Genomic DNA, 14,981 nt, shown 5'->3' on the forward strand with positions numbered 1-14,981 from the left:
TTGTTTTTGTGATTGTATTTGTAAGTCTTGGATTACATCTTGCGCCCTTTGGATCTGACGGGTTTCTTCTGCTGGGCTTCCTGTTGCTTGTTGGCAGGCTGTTGCTGTTTGGAATCTAAAGGCTCTTTGAGATTCTTGGTGGCTTCATTCGTCTTGCCATCTGAATTGACCGCTTTCTGTGTCTTATGGTCTTCTGATGTTTGGGCTTTTTCTTTCAATTTGTTGGGGTTGGTAAAAGAAAAATCCGTTTTAGATGTTTCCTTGTTGAAGGTGATGTAGCCTTGGTAGGCTTTTCCTTTGCCGTCAACAAGTCCGTCAACATACACCGTCTGCCCTGCTTTGAATTTATCATACTGTGCATCATCCAGTTCTTTTCCACGGAATACTCTCGGGGCTTCCCCACCTTTGGATTGATTTTGCAAGGTAGATTGACTCTGCTGTTGCGTTTGCTGCTGGTTCTGGTTGTTGTTGAAAATGAATTCGACATAGCGTTTGTCAGCATTGAATTGTACGGTGGCATCGAACAGTTCTCCTTTTTTGGAGGTCATCCCTTCGAGATAAAGCGGTTTGCCTTCCAGCAATGTTTGTTTTTGGTGGTCATCCAATCTGATGCCTTTGATCTCATCGGGAATCTTCATATACTCAGCCCTGTAAGCGACAAGTTCATTGGTCAGTCGGTCACGGCTGATGACGGACGGGATGATCTCATCGGTCTTGGGATTGACCAGATCGACGACCCTGCCCATATTTCCGCTTTCTTTGAGGTTTTTCTTGTCTTCGTCGGTAAACTCGTGACCGAGAAACTTGAGGTTGTAGTTGGGCTCTTTGCGGATGCCGTGGAGATTCACGGCAACCTCTCCGTTGTCTGCGGTCTGGAGTGATAGACGGACATCCATCTTGCTGACCGCTGTTCCGAGATTGATGGTAATAGGAATTAAATTATTGGTCTTGAAACCTCTGAGCAGAGGATCCATAGCATTCATCTTTTCAAGCTTTTCCTGGTTCAGCCCAAATTTCTCCATCGTCTTCCAGTCGATCTGTTCCGGCTGAAAACGGTATTCCTGATTTTCTGTGTTGTTTTCCATTGTATTCTGATTTTTTATATGGTTTGTATTGTTTGGTAAAACTTCATATTCTTTCAATTTTTCCTTTTCTTCAGGGGATGCCTGATCGACATACTGCTGAAGGTCTTTCGCCGTATTGACCGCATCGTATTCCGAGACCTTGAAGAAAATGAAATGCGAAGGGTTTTTAAGCTGCCGGTAGAAATTGGAAAAGAAGTTGGAGAAGAGATCGCCGTGCTTGTCAACCCGGATCAACTGGTCGTTGTCCTTCTTCTCGTTGGGAGGGATCTTTTGCAGGTTTCCTTCCTTGTCAATGCCTTTGACCATCTCGACCGCATTGGTATGGATGTTCAGGACAAGCAATGTGTCGGACACTGGCTTGATTTTATTCGTTTCATTGGTTGCATTCTGTACCTTCTTTTCCATAGCAGATATTTTGTGCGATGAAGGTAGCGGGATGACTGGTGAATGCCTTGATCTGGAATTGTGCTTACTTATTTGGCAGTTTCTGTCTTACTTCATTATGCACTTAGACATTCTCTGATGAGCTGATGGACATCGGACAGCTTGTAGTATAGTTTGCCACTGATGGTGTAGTAAGGCAGCCTTTTGTCCGTGCGGTAGCGTTGCAATGATCTTGAACTGATCTTTAGGAGCTGTAATACGTCCTGATTGTCCAACAGTACCTCGCCGTCGATCTCTATGAATCTGGACTGGTTAGATGACACTTGTTCTTTAAGGATGTCAAATCGTTCCATGATCCTTTCCATCCAAGCAATAAATTCTGTTCTTTCGGTATTCATAACGGTGATTTTTGATGTTAATAATGTATTTGAACAGTTGATCAACTTTTTATTGGGGTAAAGTTGGAAATTGAACATCACATAAAATCACTACCTTTTCGTAGTACCGAAAAGATTTATTTAATTAGAATGCACCACGTAAAATATAACACACTGATTATTAATTTTTTGTACATTTATATTGAACCAAAAAACTAAACCAATGAAAAAGCTATTCTTCCTATTTCTCGCTGTGGCGGGTCTTTCTCCAGGTCAGGATGTTTTGCTCTCGGATATCAATCCATCCAATTTTAATCAGGATTTCTCAGAATACGATCAAAAGACGGCATTGTTTTGTGCGCAAATTTCCGAAGTTGCCTATTGGAATGAGCGCAATATTGAAATTCTCAAGCAACAGGTCAATCAAAATTATCCGGAAAACAAAATCAGTTATGCCCTAATTGATGATTCGTATGGTATACATCACAACCAGGTTTTGTTATGGGCAAACAAGGATTTTATGGTTATTGCTTTCAGAGGTACCGAACCTTCTGTTCTTAAAGACTGGCTCACGGACTCAAAATATTGGAATTATGAAAATTCAAAAGGTTTTAATGATGAGTTGTCTAATATGCCGGCAGGACACGGTGGGTTCAGAAGGTCTCTGATACGTTTAATGCAAAAGGAAAATTTGGTAGAGAAGATCAAAAAGAAAATTACGGAAGTGAATCCACAAGCTGATACGAGAACTTTTCCTATCTATTTAACAGGTCATTCTCTTGGTGCGGCCTTAGCACAGTTATTTATTCTTCCACTCCAATATCATCAGCTTAATTTTAAAGGTGCTTATCATTTTGCACCACCTTTGGCTGTTACCTGTCAGATCAATGCTGAATTGCGGGAGAAATATGGTTCTATCGTCTATGATATTGTTAACTATAAAGACTATGTGCCCAGAGCTGGTCGTAATGGAACAGCACATTTCGGAAAGTTTTATCGGATCTGTGATGACGGCTATGTTTATAAAGAACAGGAAGCCTATGTCAAATTTAGGTTCTCCGAATATTTTACTGAATTTAAGTTACACGCCCTGAAGAGTCATATTGAGCTGCTCAGAAAAGATGAAAATACGGCTTCATTAATCAAAGATCGATCAGTGGGTCATTTTCCCTGTATGGAGCTCAAGGGAAAAGTAAGGGAATTATGTCAATAGTTAGCTGACCTTTTATTTAAAAAAATAATAACCGGGTCCCTACTATGTAGCCATAATGGTCATAAAAAAATCCCCAAATAATATGGGGATAAAAACTAATAACCATGAAAACCTTTTTACAAGTATTTCCTTTGCAAAATTATGGAAACTCAATACATTTGAAGGTGAATGGTGGTGTTAATTGTATTTAAAAAAAGACCTGATTATCTTAATGTTTCCTAAAAAAGCGACCATTTTTATCGTCATCAATTGATTTTTGATGACAAGATCTATTTCTGAATGAAAATGGTCTATATTAATTTCAATAATTCCTCTGCAACTTTCTCAGATGATGCAGGATTCTGTCCTGTGATCAGTCTTCCGTCAACAATCGCATAAGGAGCCCAGTCTTCGACTTTACTGTATGATCCGCCATTCTGTTTCAGGATATCTTCAACCAGAAACGGAACTATCTCCGTAAGTTGTACAGCCTCTTCCTCGGTATTGGTGAATCCAGTAACATTTTTACCCTTTACCAGATACTCACCGTCAATGTTTACATCCTTCAAAACTCCGGGTGCATGGCAAACGAATGCTACAGGCTTATCATTGCTGTAAAAATCAACAATTAAGTCCTGAGAAACCTTATCTTCAGCCAGATCCCATAAAGGACCGTGACCACCAGGATAGAATACCGCATCAAAGTCTTCACTTTTGACTTCGGATAATTTGTGGGTGTTTTTTAATTTTTCCTTTAAAACCTCATCATTGTCCATTCTGCGTGTAGCATCCGTTTGAGATGATGGATCTTCACTTTTTGGGTCAATTGGAGGCTGACCACCCTTTGGAGATGCCAATGTTATTTCCACATCTTTATCAGACAATGCATAATAAGGAGCCGCTAATTCTTCAGTCCAAAATCCCGTCTTCTGACCTGTATTTCCTAATTCGTCGTGACTCGTAAGTACGAATAAAACTTTTTTGCTCATTGTTATATCTATTAAATTTATTATTACAAAGTTGGAATTTATCTGTGTTTTAAACACAGGATCCAAATCACTATTTTAATGTGATCCGGATCACATTAGTTTTGCTACGCAGACCAATGAAAATTATTTTATGTGTCATAGAGTTCCTTTATTCTGGAATACGCTAAGACCTTCGATCTTGTTATTGATGGTCTTATATACGATCTCCACTGAAAAACTCGACAGCTCATACAATACAAACTTTAGTCCATCCTTAGAGGTTTCATTGATGATCCTTCCTTCGGCCAAAGCCAATTCGTATTGAGATTGCGTGGGTAGATTTTTAAAATCGTAGTAAGAAATAGGCATAACTATTATTTTATTTTTTTTTGATATTATAGTTCATTGATCAATCGGAAGGTCAAATTAACACGTTCCTTCATGGGTATTGTAGATTTAGCGATCCGGTGTTCCCAGTTTTCCTGAAGATCACCTTTCATAATGAGCAAGGAACCGTTCGGGAGCGGCAGGCTGTATTTGCTTTGATGATGGTCTTTTTTTCTGAAATCGAAGTTCCTGGTCTGCCCAAGGCTGATAGATGCAATGACAGGGCGCTTCCCATAACGACTTTCTTTGTCCCTGTGCCAGGCTACGGAATCATTGTTGTCACGATAGAGATTTAATAGAACACCATTGAATTGGTAACCGAATTCTTTTTCTATCTTTTCTTTTAAGGTTACCAACTCCTGTGTCCAGGAATTGGTCTTTGAGGTATTGCTGTCGGCCGATTCGTAAGATTTGTTCTGATCGCCATACCAGGCGGTTAATCGTGGGGTTATAACCGTCTTATCATACATTTTCTGAGTACGCTGTTCCCACCGCGCGGTTTGAAGCAAATGGTCTTTTAACCGGTCAGCCTCTTCCCTGCTCAGGAAATTTTCTTTGTACTCCAAAAGGTCTTTTGGAAACTCGTAAAATTCTTCCGTATCGAATAAATTGAGTTGGCACATTGTAATTTTATTTTAAAATATTTATCTTTACATTATTCCATTTAATGGAATAATTTTTTTCATCATTTGTGTTTTTAACTTCCCTTAGGGGAAGTTTTTTTATGCCTTGAACTTAAGAATTCCGTTCTCCAGATTGCTGATACTGCGTTTCGCCTCATCGACAAGATTTTTAAGATTTGTATGATTAGGCAGGTAATATGGTTTATAATCCTGGGGTAAAATTCCCCTCAAATACCGCCATACCTGTACAATATTTGTTAAAGGAATATCGTATGAGTCATAGAATGTATTATCTGCTGCAACGCTAAGCGTATTTTTATTTCTTTTTACAAAGGTTTTGAAAGTATAGCCTTCAGACGTAATAAACATATACTCCTTTCCCTTTTTCAAATCTTCAAGCTGTTCAACATATTCACCAATGACACAGGTCCCGTCAGCAAAAGGCGGCATGGAATCACCGTCCGCCATAAATCCTCTGAATATGCCGTGTCCTAAAAAGGGAAGCTGGATTCGTGGCAAACTTTCAATATATTCGGGATCACTAAATCCATTCAGATAGCCCATTGAAGCTTTTTGAGGCACAATTTCAATATACTTGTTTCCTTCAGGATCGACTACAACAGGCAACAATATTTTATTGCCCGGTAGGTTGACCATCTTGTCCAAAGGATATTTTCGGATGTCAACAGTGACCAGTAGATCAATACTGATGTTGTAGTATTTGGAAATTCTGACCAATACTTCTATAGGTGGTTCTGCATTTCCATATTCATAGGAAACATATCTTGATCTGGTAAGGATGAGATCATCTGCCAGCTTATGCTGGGTTAGATTTTTTTGACCTCTCAAAAACACGATGTTATCTGCAAAAATTGACATTGTCATAATTTATGACAACAAATATACATATTTTGTTTAAAAACGTGACTAAGTTTGTAAAATGGAAAGAGCAATTGCACATATGGATCTGGACACCTTTTTTGTCTCCTGTGAACGGCTGAAAAACTCCGGATTGGAGAAACAGCCCGTGATCATTGGAGGTGGGGATCGTGGTGTGGTGGCCTCTTTCTCATATGAAGTTCGAAAATTTGGGGTGCGCTCGGCAATGCCCATTAAGATGGCTTTGAGGTTATGTCCGGAAGCTAAGGTGATCAAAGGGGATATGGAATATTATTCCAATATGTCGCATCTGGTGACCGAGGTCATTCAGGAAAGAGTACCGATGTTGGAGAAAGCCAGTATCGATGAATTTTATCTTGATCTTTCGGGAATGGACAAGTTCTTTGGCTGCTTTCAATGGACCAAGGAGATTGCAGATGCCATCCAGAAAAATACTGGCTTGCCGATCAGCTTTGCTTTATCTACGAATAAGACGGTCTCTAAAATCGGAACCGGAGAATCCAAACCCACCGGAAGATTTGAAGTGAAAGAGGCCAATATCCAAAATTTTTTAAATCCGCTGTCCATCAAAAAGATTCCGATGGTAGGACCTGAAACATTCAACCTGTTTTCACGACTGGGTGTCAAGACCATAAAGACCCTTTCTGAAATGCCCATTGACGTATTACAAGAACTGGTCGGAAAGAATGGAACAGTACTTTGGAAGAAAGCCCACGGCATTGATGAGACACCCGTGATACCCTACTCTGAAAGAAAGTCAATCTCCACGGAGGATACATTTGCTCAGGATACGATTGATATACTGAAGATCAGAAGCATTCTATCGGGTATGGTGGAAAAACTGGCTTATCAGCTGAGACAGGAAAAGTGGCTGACATCAACCTTTTCCGTGAAGATCAGATATTCCAATTTCGATACTGAGATCAAGCAATGCAGAATTCCTTACACCTCAGCTGACCATACTTTGCTCAAGTATGTTTTGGAACTTTTCAAAAAAGTCTACACCAGAAGAATGAGGATCCGATTGATAGGTGTCAGATTTACCGGGCTGGTACACGGGCTTCATCAGATGGGTCTTTTCGAAGACACTGAAGAAATGATCTCCCTGTAGGTAAACTTCCCTGTTTTTCAGACCAATTAAAATTATTAAATTTAGTTTGTTTGACATTACAAAATATTTTGCAAACGCAACAAAAAACGGAGAAGCAATAATTACATTTTTAAACTAACAGATAGAAAAAGACGGCTGACTAAAGCTCAAAAAACGATGATATAAAAAACTATAACGAGAATTCTTACAGTGGGGAATAGAGAAGTTTACCATCCCACTGCTGAGTCTTGAAGAATCACTGAGCAGAAAAACCAAACGGAATGTTGAAATCGTACATCTCATCATTGAGCCTGAAAAAACAACGGCAATCTATGAGAAAGAAGAGAGGAGTTAAAAGGGATAAGTAATTAATATATTTGAATATTAATTGACACATGATAAGCAAGAGTTTTTATCAAAATTAAGAAGGTAGTCAATTTAAAACAAAATTGAATGATCACTTTGAAGTGAAATCGGATGGTCAATATCACTGGGATTTACAATTAATAGTTTAACCTTACACAATGAGTTTTAACTCTGAAAATGATCATCATTTTTAATGCAATAACTTCATACTGGGTATCGGTTTTAAAATACATTTTTAATTTATAATCATTACATTACGCCGCTTTATGAAGAAAAGAGTATGAATGCAATATGTTTTTTGCCTTATTGACCAATATTTTCATCAATTTAAATTTGTTTTTAAAAGTAAAATGCAGAAGAAAAACAATGAAAATACGGGAAAATCAATTGTGTATTTAGAATCTATATATTGATATGAAATCTTATCATTTTTCTTCTTACATTTTTTAACTTTGCATTTTTAGTAAAAAATAATACGCCGAAAACCCTTAAAATTTTCAAAAATATAAAACTTTCAAAACAAAATTTATTTAGCTTTAAGACATTTATTACTAAATCAACTACTCCCTTAATATTAATAAAATTATTTGTTAAGAGGATAATATTTGTATAATAAAAAATACTATCCTCTTGGTATTATAAAATATATTCTTGAACAATATCTCACCTTAAGGAACTGGAGAAACAGGAGCTGATGAATTATTTGCTCCGGCAAAATTAACTGTTACATCAGTATTATTTACCACCTGATTTTGTCTTATAATCATGGTATAAATTGTCCAACTACCATTAGGGTTTCCTACTACCGTTTGTCCATTCCCCAAAGAACTTGTTGCGGGAAAATCTGCTGTGATTCTCCAGGTTCCGCCTTGCTGAAATGCATAAACGTTCTGAGGAGTAAATCTATTTCTAGATGTATTACCAATATCAACAGCAAGTAACTGATCGAAATACGATCCTACAATTATTAATGTATACCCGGATGTAGAAATTTTAGTGTCAAAATTACTAATATAGTCTCCTTGTACATTATTTAAAGTATACTTTTGATAATAAAATACTTTATCAGCCTGTTGTCCTTTGTAAAATTCACCTGTGGTATTATCAATTGTTAAAAATGCAGCATTTGCAGTTGTTGGCTGTGTTTGTAAATTTTCTACCATTAAAGATGGAATCGCGGCATCATTATTTCTAATATCCAGCTTTGCAGATGGTGTTGTGGTATTAATCCCTACATTGCCTGTATTTCCTGAAATTGCTATTCGGGAAACATTATTACTTTCTAACCTAAGATCATGTGGCGTTGTTGTTCCTATCCATCCGGCTCCTGATCCGATAAAAGATTTCAGGCTAATCGTACCATTGGTATGGTGGATTCCAAAATTGCCATCTGGAGTATTTATTGTTAATTTGGTATCCGGTGCTGTAGTGCCGATTCCTAATCGGCCATTGGCAGCATCCACAGATAATGTATTCCCTGCTACTGAAAATGCATTTACGGCAGTTCCTGTGAATGATAATGTATTCGCATTTTGAGTTACCGTTCTGTTTCCTGATAAGGTTCCATCTGCTGTGTAAATATTAACAGGAGTGGCTCCTAAAGATCCACCGTCGGTTGATCTCCATCCCGAATTGCTGTATACAAACTCCAGCGCTTTTCCGTTAGTGATGGTAACACCGTTTAGTGTAGCCCCAAAACCACCTGTTGTATTGTTGAAGACGACAAGACGCTGTCCTGCATTGGGAGCGCCAGGAGCTGTAATGGTTACATTGGCAGTAGCTGCTCCTGAAAGCTGCACCTGGCTTACATTGGCAGGCACTGTGACGGCATTAGCCGAAACAGGAGCAATTGTTTCACGATTGGTAATGGCACCGTTCACATCAAGTGTTGTACCTGGTGACGTTGTATTAATTCCTACATTGCCTGCTTGTGCAAAAAACGCAGCACTTGCCATTAACAATGTAAACGAAAAAAAATTTTTAGTGTTCATTTTGTATATTTTTTATATTTAAAAAAAGTTTATAAAATAACTATTTTCCAATTTTAAGAGTGTATGTATCATTGTCATTACTTACTATTAAATTGAAGTATTATTAGTGAGAAATATGATAATTCTTATGAGTATCCTGTTAAATAAGCAATATTTCGTATTTATGAATATTATGTTAGCTAGGATTTAGCATTAATGAAATTTTCTTAATATTATTCTCCCAGTAATATTTTTCAATGCTATTCAATGACTTTTTAAAAATGAAAACTTTCTTGATCCTGCAGGCATTTCAGATGCATTCTTTAAAAATATCACTCCATAATAAGCTAATGCATTATTTGCACCAATTAATACGTCTGAATTTGCAGGAATAGTAATGTCTTGTGTCATTTGTATATCAACATTGTCAATTATTGCACTACTTGGATAATTTCCTGCATATTCATATCTATAGGACTAGTAGCAGTTACAGAATAAATATCGTCTAAGGCAAATTTATTAGAAGGTTGTAAAGATTAAACTGTAACTTTTTTAGTAGTTCCATCAGCTTGGATTAAAACGACTCTATCTGTAGTTGCCAGAATATTACTTTCTTGTACATTTCTAAACTAACATTTCCGTTTACATCTAATGTTTATGTTGGCGTATTTGTATTTATGCCAACTTGAGCATTAAAAAAGCAACTAATAAGTAGAATAAAAGGTAATAATTTTTTTTTCATTTTTTAATTATTTAAAGTAAATATATTAAATATTTAGTTAATACTTAATAAAATTATAATGTATTTAACATTTTTTAGTTTATTTCTTTCAATAAATTCAAACAAAAGTGATTAGTTTTCAAATTAATCAATATTCACAGTATTCTCCGATTTTATTTAACATTTTAACTCAAAAATTTATGAAATACATTATTTGAGTTATCAATATATATTTAGTCTCAAAAATACTTTCAAGCCATTATTTAAAATAACTTTAAGTTGTTATTTAGCTTATTACAATATGAATGACACAAAGCAACAAAAATTTGATGCAAAATCATTTACAATTTTCATAGATATATATCTATGAAAAAGTATTTTTTATAGATTATATTTTTCGGAATCAGGATGCAAAAAACAGTTTAAATTGACACCTGATTTTGGAGTAAATTATGTATCGTGATAAAAATACCTTACTTTACTTGACATTAATTATGTTTTTGCTTTACACTAACAAATACTCCATAATAGAAGTCTATTTTCTTTTGAAGACATGCGATAAGAAATTTTTACGATGAAAATGGGAGAATAGAGAATAATGAAAGAGTTTTAGTATCGAATTAGGAAAAGGTATTTAAATGAAAATTATTCCAACTACAAAATTTACAGTTTATGGGAAAAAGGCAAACTAAAAAAATTAGAGAAGAATTATTATGAATAGTTTTTACAAAAAGTGATAATAAAATTTCAAGAAACGATCAATATAATAAAATTATTACTTTAGTTGTCATTAAATTAGTGAACCACTAAACTATTAAAATGAAAAGGCTATTTAGAACCGTTGAGATTGGATTACTGTTATTTGCAGTTTCATTTTCCAGACAACTGATTGCTCAAAACACCACAGACAGTATTGATGAATTCATCAAAGACAAAATGACACAATCGAAAATAACTGGTCTTCAGTTAGCAATTGTACGGAACGGAAAAATTGACAAACTGAAAAATTACGGTCTTGAAAGCTTGGAACATAAGGTAGCAACAAGTTCAAAAACAACCTTTTCGATCAACTCTATGACCAAAGCTTTTGTAGGGGTGGCAATAATGCAGCTGCAGGAACAGGGCAAATTAAACGTAAAAGACCCGATATCCATATATATTTGACGATATTCCTATCGAATGGAAATCTATAAGGATCAATCAGATTTTAAGCAATACTTCCGGTCTTCCCAATAATATAAACGAAAAGGAACAGGTATTGGGGGATGGTGATGAAAATCGCAACTTGGAAATGGTAAGAAAATTACCAATGGAATTTAGTCCCGGAGACAAATTCAGTTACAATCAGACAGGATATTATATTTTAGGAAGGATCATAACCAAACTCAGCGGCTAGCATTTCACAAAGTTCATTGAGGAAAATCAATTCAGGCTGTCCGGTATGGTCTCCACCCTTTTTGTTGATTCAAACGATGTTATTCCAAATAATTCAAACTCGTATTCAAGCCTTTATAATGATGGTTGAAAGTGGATTAATGACGGTAAGCTGCATAATGCCTATGCCACTTTTCCTCTGTTTTTCAAAACGGCAACAGGAATTATTTCAATCTTAGAAGACCTAGGCAAATGGCTTATTGCACTGCAAAGTAGAAAACTGCTGAAGCATCAGTCAATAATAGATCAGATGTTTGCTACAGCTAAATTAAACAACGGTAACATTGGTGGATTCAATAAGCTAACCAACGGTTATGCCTTGGGCTGGCCGACAGTAGTCAGAGAAAACCACCCTGCACTGTCACCCGTTGGCGGAATGCGTTCCGCCTTGTTCTTATATCCTCAGGATGATCTCACGGTAATCATATTAACCAATCTCCAGGGATCAAACCCTGAATGGTTCATCGATGAAATCGCCGGTTTCTACATTCCGAATATGAAATTAAAAAAAGGGTTAGGATCAAGTAAGAATTGAGGTTTTTGCGCCAACAACTTTTGAAGAGTGACTTTAAAAATGCATATAAAATTTTCAGCAAAATCAGTAAAGACAATAAAAACTTTGCATTAACAGAAGATGAAGTAAACTCTTGGGGTTACCAGCTTGTAGAACAAGGCAAAAAAAATGAACCACTGCAGATTTTTAAATTGAACACTATGCTATTTCCCAAAGTTCTAATGTCTACGACAGCTATGGTGAAATGCTGGAAAAACTCTTGGAAATCGGAAGGAAGCTATCTTTAAATATAAGAAATCTTTAGAACTAGACCCTGACAATATCAATGCTGCCAATTATTTAAAAGATAAAAAATGAGAGTGTATAAGTAAACTCATTAGTTATTACAAAATCTCAAAAAACGATACCAAAGTCAATTATTTACTGTGGTATCGTTTTATTTAATAAATTAATTTTTATTTATTACAAGATTCCTGTCAATATTATCTTTAGCCCATTGCTCTGCAGAAGTTGTTTTAATACCATTTTGAAAATTAAAAGTTTTCTCTAGCTCCCAGGAAACACCTTGTCCTGCTCCAAATATTGAACGATACTTTTTAACAAAATTGCTCGGATCATTTTTAAGATCCCTCTGTATCTCTGTCATGTCAGAAAGTGTACGTTCAAATTTTTGTCCTGATAATGATTCAGCAATATCAGCTAATTGTCCATATGTAATGGTATCTCCACCAATATAAACGATTTCGTTCTCTATCTGTGGTTCTGTAAAAAATATCTCTGCTGTCAGCTTACCAATATCCTCAGGTGTTGTCACTGTAAGTGCAATATCCCATCCACCAATGGCATTTATTGATTTTTTCTCTAAATCTAAAACGCCGAAGAAGGGTTGAAAGAGATAGCTTGTAAACATACCCGTGGAAACAATAACCCATTTTGTTTCACTTTGTGATCTGAGGAGTTCTCTTACATCAAGCTGCTCATCAAAAAGATCCTGTGCACTACCTCGCCCTATTACTTCAAAATCAACTCCAAACTGCCATGGAAAATACCTTTTGACCCCGGCATCCAGCACAGCATTTGCCAATTTAAGCTGAAATCCTCCTGCACCGCTTCCATAACCTGTGCAGGAAACAATGGAGTCATAGTTTTTAAAAATAGAGACAAGTTCAGAAGATGGAGAAGCCAGATCCCCGGGAAGTAATTCCACACCTAATTCTTTAAGTTCGGTTATGTTCTTTTTCTTATCTGCATCTTCAGAATTAATAGTTGATTCCCTGAGTAAAACCGTAACCCTTATATTGCTATAGTTTTTAGCTTTTTTTGATAAATTACGGATTACAGGCATTCCTAACTCACCTGCTCCCAGAACTAAAATTGATATATTTTTCATTTAAAAAATTTTAAGGTTCAGAAATCTAATCCAAACTGATACAATTAGTTCCCTTCCTTGAGCAAAGTTACTGAGTTCAGATTATGAAAGCAATAAGATACTTCGTTGTGAGTAACTTACCTTAATGTTAGTTTTTTGATTTCTAGTCCAATTATTTTAAATAAGATGATTTTTTTTTCACCTTAGCCGATAGAAGCTATAAAATTATCTTATTGTAAGAGTTTTTTCAGTCAGAAAAATCTATCTTTAAACATAATTCGCGATATAAATTAAAGTATATGGATAGACTGATGACTGATGCCGAAATCGAAGAAGCTTGGGAGGATATTTGCAAAGTGCTCAACAAAGATCAGGATGAACTAAAACGGGATATATTGAATCATGTCGGCAATAAATGGTCACTTTTTGTACTCCATGCTCTAGGAATAGATGGAAAAATGCGCTTTTCAAATTTAGAGAATCATATTAATGGAATAAGTCAGAGGATGTTAACAAAATGCTTGAGAGAATTGGAACGAGATGGACTGATTTCAAGAAGTGTTTACCCTGAAGTTCCACCAAGAGTGGAATATGAATTAACGACTCTAGGTAGAGGCCTATTGGTTCAGGTTACTCCGCTTTGGTTTTGGATCGCTCGTCATAAAACTGAACTTAATAACGCCAGAGCAAATTACATTAAATATATAGGTTAATAGTTGAAGTAATTTATTTGAGAAAAATCAGAAATAGCACTGGGAAATCTCAAAAAATGATTAAAAATTAAAAAAGCAGGTAATAACAAGAAAAAACTTGCCTCTGATTAACTTCTTATTAAAGCTATTAAAGGTAAATATGGACCATTGAATTAATAGGGAATTATGAAAACAACAATTACCGAATACGAAAAAAGAATTACAATAAAAGATATCCAGCAGATTGAGGAAAGTTTTGATATTGTAATACCGGAAAATCTTAAAAAATTATATTTGAAATACAACGGCGGAATCATTGATATTGATAATGAATCATATGATTTCGACAGCATAAAGTATGGTATGACAACTATTGAAGAATCTATTGATAGCTTACAGATTACAGAGCAGCATATCACCAAAGAATATCTTCCTTTTGCTACTTCGCCTGTAGGACATATTGTTTGTATTTATACTGCTGCCGGTAAAAGGAAAGGGCAGATTTTCCTTTTTAGATACGATGAATTAGAACCAATTTTTTATAACAACTCATTAGAAGAATTTCTGAATATTAAATCGATAGACGATTTATAAGCTTAATGACAACCATTTAATTTTGTATCATTTATAAAAAATTATTCTGAATAAAATCTCAAAAAAAGATCCTTTCAGTCTATTTAATCAAGAAGAAAGAATAAAAGTTCAGGACGAGAAAATCAATGAAATCAATCAGTAAATAAAAATAGAAGATGATTATGGTTCATTTTAATCTCAGCCGATCAATAATAAAGTCAGAGAAATTGAATCACGTTTAGATGATATTGAAGACAATTAAACTTTTGTTTCATATATTTATAAAACCAAAATCGAGGAGTTTACAAAAGGTACAGTTCTTAAAACGACACTGTA

Annotated in this window: 15 protein-coding genes; 7 read left to right on the plus strand and 8 right to left on the minus strand. The window is 35.6% G+C overall.

The genetic code is table 11. The features are described 5' to 3' along the window. Nucleotides 1-32: 32 nt before the first annotated feature. Both C1634_RS24465 and C1634_RS24470 read right to left on the minus strand, forming a co-directional pair. Entirely contained in the window at nucleotides 33-1,490 is a 1,458-nt protein-coding gene (locus C1634_RS24465; protein WP_103231188.1) for a DUF3945 domain-containing protein, read from the minus strand. Between the two features lie 95 nt (nucleotides 1,491-1,585). Beyond that, nucleotides 1,586-1,867: a helix-turn-helix domain-containing protein gene (locus C1634_RS24470; RefSeq protein ID WP_103231237.1), complete on the minus strand. Its 282-nt coding sequence runs from the start codon at nucleotides 1,865-1,867 to the stop codon at nucleotides 1,586-1,588. 202 nt (nucleotides 1,868-2,069) lie between these two features. Here C1634_RS24470 and C1634_RS24475 point away from each other — a divergent pair, with 202 nt between their 5' ends. Beyond that, on the plus strand, nucleotides 2,070-3,059 hold the full coding sequence (locus C1634_RS24475; RefSeq protein ID WP_103231187.1) for a lipase family protein: 990 nt from the start codon (nucleotides 2,070-2,072) through the stop codon (nucleotides 3,057-3,059). Nucleotides 3,060-3,349: 290 nt separating this feature from the next. Here C1634_RS24475 and C1634_RS24480 read toward each other — a convergent pair whose 3' ends face one another. From C1634_RS24480 to C1634_RS24490, 4 genes are all read right to left on the minus strand, one after another. Further along, nucleotides 3,350-4,027: a type 1 glutamine amidotransferase domain-containing protein gene (locus C1634_RS24480; protein WP_103231186.1), complete on the minus strand. Its 678-nt coding sequence runs from the start codon at nucleotides 4,025-4,027 to the stop codon at nucleotides 3,350-3,352. Nucleotides 4,028-4,162: 135 nt separating this feature from the next. Further along, nucleotides 4,163-4,375, minus strand: coding sequence for a hypothetical protein (locus C1634_RS25835; RefSeq protein WP_123921569.1), 213 nt, complete (start codon nucleotides 4,373-4,375; stop codon nucleotides 4,163-4,165). A 26-nt stretch (nucleotides 4,376-4,401) separates the two neighbouring features. Beyond that, a complete protein-coding gene (locus C1634_RS24485) occupies nucleotides 4,402-5,016 on the minus strand; it encodes an alpha-ketoglutarate-dependent dioxygenase AlkB family protein (RefSeq protein ID WP_103231185.1) in 615 nt (204 codons plus the stop codon). A 99-nt stretch (nucleotides 5,017-5,115) separates the two neighbouring features. Further along, nucleotides 5,116-5,895 carry a LexA family transcriptional regulator gene (locus C1634_RS24490; RefSeq protein WP_103231184.1) on the minus strand — a complete coding sequence of 260 codons (780 nt, stop codon included), beginning with the start codon at nucleotides 5,893-5,895 and terminating at the stop codon, nucleotides 5,116-5,118. Between the two features lie 61 nt (nucleotides 5,896-5,956). On the opposite strand from C1634_RS24490, the gene dinB reads away from it, so the two are divergent. Continuing rightward, nucleotides 5,957-7,027, plus strand: a complete 1,071-nt coding sequence (gene dinB, locus C1634_RS24495; RefSeq protein WP_109739296.1) for a DNA polymerase IV — start codon at nucleotides 5,957-5,959, stop codon at nucleotides 7,025-7,027. Between the two features lie 1,013 nt (nucleotides 7,028-8,040). Here the strand turns inward: dinB and C1634_RS24500 are convergent. After that, the gene (locus C1634_RS24500) at nucleotides 8,041-9,363 is read right to left on the minus strand and encodes a hypothetical protein (protein WP_123921571.1); all 1,323 of its coding nucleotides are present in this window, start codon (nucleotides 9,361-9,363) and stop codon (nucleotides 8,041-8,043) included. A gap of 1,519 nt (nucleotides 9,364-10,882) precedes the next feature. Between C1634_RS24500 and C1634_RS26460 the strand changes: the two genes are divergently transcribed. From C1634_RS26460 to C1634_RS24515, 3 genes are all read left to right on the plus strand, one after another. Continuing rightward, nucleotides 10,883-11,227 carry a serine hydrolase domain-containing protein gene (locus tag C1634_RS26460; protein WP_103234946.1) on the plus strand — a complete coding sequence of 115 codons (345 nt, stop codon included), beginning with the start codon at nucleotides 10,883-10,885 and terminating at the stop codon, nucleotides 11,225-11,227. A gap of 25 nt (nucleotides 11,228-11,252) precedes the next feature. Then, nucleotides 11,253-11,459, plus strand: coding sequence for a serine hydrolase (locus C1634_RS26550; RefSeq protein WP_394337114.1), 207 nt, complete (start codon nucleotides 11,253-11,255; stop codon nucleotides 11,457-11,459). Between the two features lie 150 nt (nucleotides 11,460-11,609). Then, complete coding sequence (locus C1634_RS24515; protein WP_262509926.1) at nucleotides 11,610-12,032, plus strand: serine hydrolase domain-containing protein; 423 nt, start codon at nucleotides 11,610-11,612, stop codon at nucleotides 12,030-12,032. Between the two features lie 427 nt (nucleotides 12,033-12,459). Here the strand turns inward: C1634_RS24515 and C1634_RS24525 are convergent, their stop codons facing one another. Continuing rightward, nucleotides 12,460-13,401 carry an aromatic alcohol reductase gene (locus tag C1634_RS24525; protein WP_103235069.1) on the minus strand — a complete coding sequence of 314 codons (942 nt, stop codon included), beginning with the start codon at nucleotides 13,399-13,401 and terminating at the stop codon, nucleotides 12,460-12,462. A gap of 278 nt (nucleotides 13,402-13,679) precedes the next feature. Between C1634_RS24525 and C1634_RS24530 the strand changes: the two genes are divergently transcribed. Both C1634_RS24530 and C1634_RS24535 read left to right on the plus strand, forming a co-directional pair. Then, nucleotides 13,680-14,093 (plus strand): winged helix-turn-helix transcriptional regulator, encoded by a 414-nt coding sequence (locus C1634_RS24530; RefSeq protein WP_103235070.1) that lies wholly within the window; start codon nucleotides 13,680-13,682, stop codon nucleotides 14,091-14,093. Nucleotides 14,094-14,258: 165 nt separating this feature from the next. Further along, complete coding sequence (locus C1634_RS24535) at nucleotides 14,259-14,666, plus strand: SMI1/KNR4 family protein (protein ID WP_103235071.1); 408 nt, start codon at nucleotides 14,259-14,261, stop codon at nucleotides 14,664-14,666. Nucleotides 14,667-14,981: the final 315 nt, after the last annotated feature.

This window comes from Chryseobacterium viscerum (assembly GCF_002899945.2).
Classification (GTDB): Bacteria; Bacteroidota; Bacteroidia; order Flavobacteriales; family Weeksellaceae; genus Chryseobacterium; species Chryseobacterium viscerum.